We start from the raw sequence: 3,548 nt of genomic DNA on the forward strand, positions 1-3,548 counted from the left end.
TGGCCCGCCGACGGCTTGCCGGCCGACGCCGACGCGGGGTTGCGGTATCTGGTGCACCGCGCCACGCAGCGCGCTGCTCAGACGTCCGAGGAGTAGCGGATTCCGCCGTCGGGCAGCGACACTCCCGGCCACACCCGCGCTCCGCGCAGCAGTTCGCAGCGCGCGCCGATGTCGGCGCCGTCACCGATCACGCCGTCGCGGATCAGCGCCCGCGGACCGATCCGCACGCCGAAGCCGATGATCGAGCGCTCGATCACGCTGCCGGCTTCCACCCTCACCCCGTCGAAGATCACCGCGCCGTCCAGTCGCACCCCGGGGCCGATCTCGGCACCCCGTCCGACCACCGTGCCGCCGATGAGCACCGCGCCGGGGGAAACCGCGGCGCCGTCGTGCACCAACTGCTCGCCGCGGTGGCCGTGCAGGGCCGGCGAGGGCGCGATGCCGCGGACCAGGTCGGAAGATCCGCGCACGAAATCCTCCGGGGTGCCCATGTCGCGCCAATAGGTGGCGTCGACGTAGCCGCACACCTTGACGTCGTCGGCCGACAGCAGCATGGGGAACACCTCGCGCTCCACCGACACCTCGCGACCGCGCGGGATGCGGTCGATGATGTGGCGGGCGAAGACATAGCAGCCGGCGTTGATCTGGTCGGTCGGCGGATCCTGCGTCTTCTCCAGGAAGGCGGTGACCCGGCCGTCGGCGTCGGTGGGCACGCAGCCGAACGCCCGTGGATCCCCGACCCGCACAAGGTGCAGGGTGACGTCGGACTGATGTTCGTGGTGGAAGTCCAGCAGCTGACCCAGATCGGCGCCGGAGAGCACATCACCGTTGAACACCAGCACCGTGTCGTGGCGCAGCTTGCCGGCCACGTTGGCGATCCCGCCGCCGGTCCCCAGCGGATTCTCTTCGGTGACGTACTCGATCTGCAGGCCCAGCTTGGACCCGTCGCCGAACTCGGCCTCGAACACCTCGGCCCGATACGACGTGCCCAGGATCACGTGTTCGATGCCGGCCGCGGCAATCCGCGAGAGCAGATGAGTCAGGAACGGCAGCCCGGCGGTCGGCAGCATCGGCTTGGGCGCCGACAGGGTCAGCGGCCGCAGCCGGGTGCCTTTGCCGCCCACCAAGACGACCGCATCGACTTGCTTGGTGCCCACGTCAGTGCCGCCCTTCTGCCAGGTTCAGGTCGCGGCGCACCTTGCGCAACTCCCGGCGCACCATCAGCCGGGAACGCACCGCCAGCGATCCGCGCAGCATCCAGCGCAGCGGGGCGTGTCGCCAGCCGGCATGCCGATCCGCCAGGAAGATATAAGTACTGCGGTGATGAGCGGCCAGGTGACTGGCCGGGTCGCGGCCCGTCGAGTGGCCCTTGTGGTGCAGCACCTCCGCCGACGGCACGTACACCGAAAGCCAGCCCGCTCTGCCCAGCCGATCGCCGAGGTCCACGTCCTCCATATACATGAAGTATCGCTCGTCGAACCCGCCTACCTGCTGAAACGCTGACCGACGGACCAGCAGGCACGACCCCGACAGCCAGCCCACCGGCCGTTCGGTGGGCTCCAGGCGCTCCTGCCGGTAGGCCGCCGTCCACGGATTTCTGGGCCAGACCGGCGCCAGCACGGCGTGCATGCTGCCGCGAATCAGACTGGGCAGGTGCCGCGCCGACGGATAGACCGACCCGTCGGGGTCGCGGATGAGCGGACCGAATGCGCCCGCCCGCGGCCACCGTTCGGCCGCCTCCAGCAGCGCATCGATGCTGCCCGGACCCCATTGCACGTCGGGATTGGCCACGATGACCCAGTCCGACGTCCACGGCTGGTCGGCCAGCGCGTCGAGTTGGGCCACGGTGCGGTTGACCGCGGTCCCGTAGCCGAGGTTGGCCCCGGTCGGCAGCAGTCGCACGTTGGGATAGCGCTCGACGGCGGCCTGCGGGGTTCCGTCGGTCGAGCCGTTGTCGGCCAGCAGCACGCCGACCGGGCGATCGGTGGCCAGCGACAGCGACGCCAGGAAGCGCTCCAGGTGCGGCCCCGGCGAATAGGTCACCGCAACCACCGGCAGGACGTCAGTCACGCGTAGAGGGTAACGCTCACTTCGCGGCGGCTTCGTCGGCAGCCGCAAGCGCAGCGACAAGTGCACTGCGCCAAGGCCGTAGCGGCGTGAGACCGGCCGCTGCCCAGGACCGCCCGGACAGCGCCGAGTACGACGGGCGCGACGCCGGCCGCGGGAACTCGTCGCTGCTGACCGGGTGCACGCGTTGCGGGTCCGCGCCGCTCTCCTCGAACACCGCCTGCGCCTGCCCGAACCGGGACACCGCGCCCTGGTTGGCGGCGTGCAACAGCCGCCCCCGGGCGGCGCCGTCGGGCAGGGAGTCGGCGAGTTCCAGCAGCGCCACGGCCAAGTCGGCGGCGTAGGTCGGCGAGCCGGTCTGGTCGTCGACCACCTTGATCGGACCGTCGCCGGCGGCCAGTCGTTGCATGACGGCGACGAAGTCCTTGGTGGCGCCCCCGGTATAGACCCAGGCGGTGCGCACCACGACGGCCTGCGGCAGCACCGAGCGCACGGCGTGTTCACCGGCCAGTTTGCTGCGGGCGTAGGCCCCCTGGGGCGCGGGGGTGTCCTCGGGTTCGTAGGGCCGGGGCTCGGCGCCGCCGAAGTCCCCGTCGAAGACATAGTCGGTCGAGACGTGAATGAACTCGGCGCCGACGCGTCCGCAGGTGCGCGCAAGGATCTCCGGGCCGGTGACGTTGACGGCGTTGGCGCCCGCTTCGTCGGTTTCCGCGCCGTCGACGTCGGTGTAGGCCGCGCAGTTGACCACTATGTCGCCGCCTGCGATGAAACTCGCGGCAGCCGCTGGGTCGGTGATGTCCCACTGTGCGGAGGTCTTGGCCACGAAGTCGCGGCCCTGGCGGTCGGCGAGCCGCACCAGATGGCCGCCCAACTGGCCGCCCGCACCCGTGATCACGATCCTGCGCGACATGGGTTCGAGTCTGGCACGCCGGGCCTGGCTACCCGGAAAGCGGCTGTGACACAAGTAGCCTACAGTGATGCCTGTGCAACGTGTGGTTCGTGCGCTTGCCACCGCATTGACCCTCGCCGTCGTCCTCGGCACCGGAGTCGCGTGGACCAACGTCAAGTCATTCCAGGACGGCATCTTTCACATGTCGGCGCCGTCGCTCGGCCACGGCGCCGACGACGGCGCGATCGACATCCTGCTGGTGGGCCTGGACAGCCGCACCGACGCACACGGCAACCCGCTGACCGCCGAAGAACTGGCCACCTTGCGGGCCGGCGACGAAGAGGCCACCAACACCGACACCATCATCCTGGTGCGCATCCCCAACAACGGGAAGTCGGCGACGGCCATCTCGATCCCGCGTGACTCCTACGTCCAGGCGCCGGGACTGGGCAAGACGAAGATCAACGGCGTCTACGGCCAGACCCGGGAAGCCAAGCGGACCACCCTGGTCAAGGCCGGCGCCTCGGCCAACGAGGCCGCCGCGGCGGGCACCGAGGCAGGACGCGAGGCGCTGATCAAGACGGTGGCCGAC

4 protein-coding genes are annotated in these 3,548 nt (G+C 70.4%); 1 reads left to right on the plus strand and 3 read right to left on the minus strand.

Going from position 1 to position 3,548, the window contains the following annotated elements:
- Positions 1–77: 77 nt before the first annotated feature.
- The 3 genes from A9W95_RS04585 to rfbD are packed head-to-tail and all read right to left on the minus strand — an operon-like array spanning position 78 to position 2,977.
- Positions 78–1,157, minus strand: coding sequence for a sugar phosphate nucleotidyltransferase (locus A9W95_RS04585; protein WP_067409432.1), 1,080 nt, complete (start codon positions 1,155–1,157; stop codon positions 78–80).
- Position 1,158: 1 nt separating this feature from the next.
- Positions 1,159–2,052, minus strand: coding sequence for a glycosyltransferase family 2 protein (locus A9W95_RS04590; RefSeq protein WP_156746003.1), 894 nt, complete (start codon positions 2,050–2,052; stop codon positions 1,159–1,161).
- A gap of 34 nt (positions 2,053–2,086) precedes the next feature.
- Positions 2,087–2,977, minus strand: a complete 891-nt coding sequence (gene rfbD / locus A9W95_RS04595; RefSeq protein ID WP_067409434.1) for a dTDP-4-dehydrorhamnose reductase — start codon at positions 2,975–2,977, stop codon at positions 2,087–2,089.
- A 67-nt stretch (positions 2,978–3,044) separates the two neighbouring features.
- Here rfbD and A9W95_RS04600 point away from each other — a divergent pair.
- The coding region (locus tag A9W95_RS04600) for an LCP family protein (protein WP_172826556.1) at positions 3,045–3,548 on the plus strand (504 nt) is incomplete at its 3' end.

The sequence above is a fragment of the Mycobacterium sp. 1423905.2 genome (assembly GCF_001673155.1).
GTDB lineage: Bacteria > Actinomycetota > Actinomycetes > Mycobacteriales > Mycobacteriaceae > Mycobacterium.

What these genes read in the sequence shown, in the direction of transcription:
- rfbD (WP_067409434.1), bottom strand. Translation starts at nt 2,977, where the DNA reads ATGTCGCGCAGGATCGTGATCACGGGTGCGGGCGGCCAGTTGGGCGGC.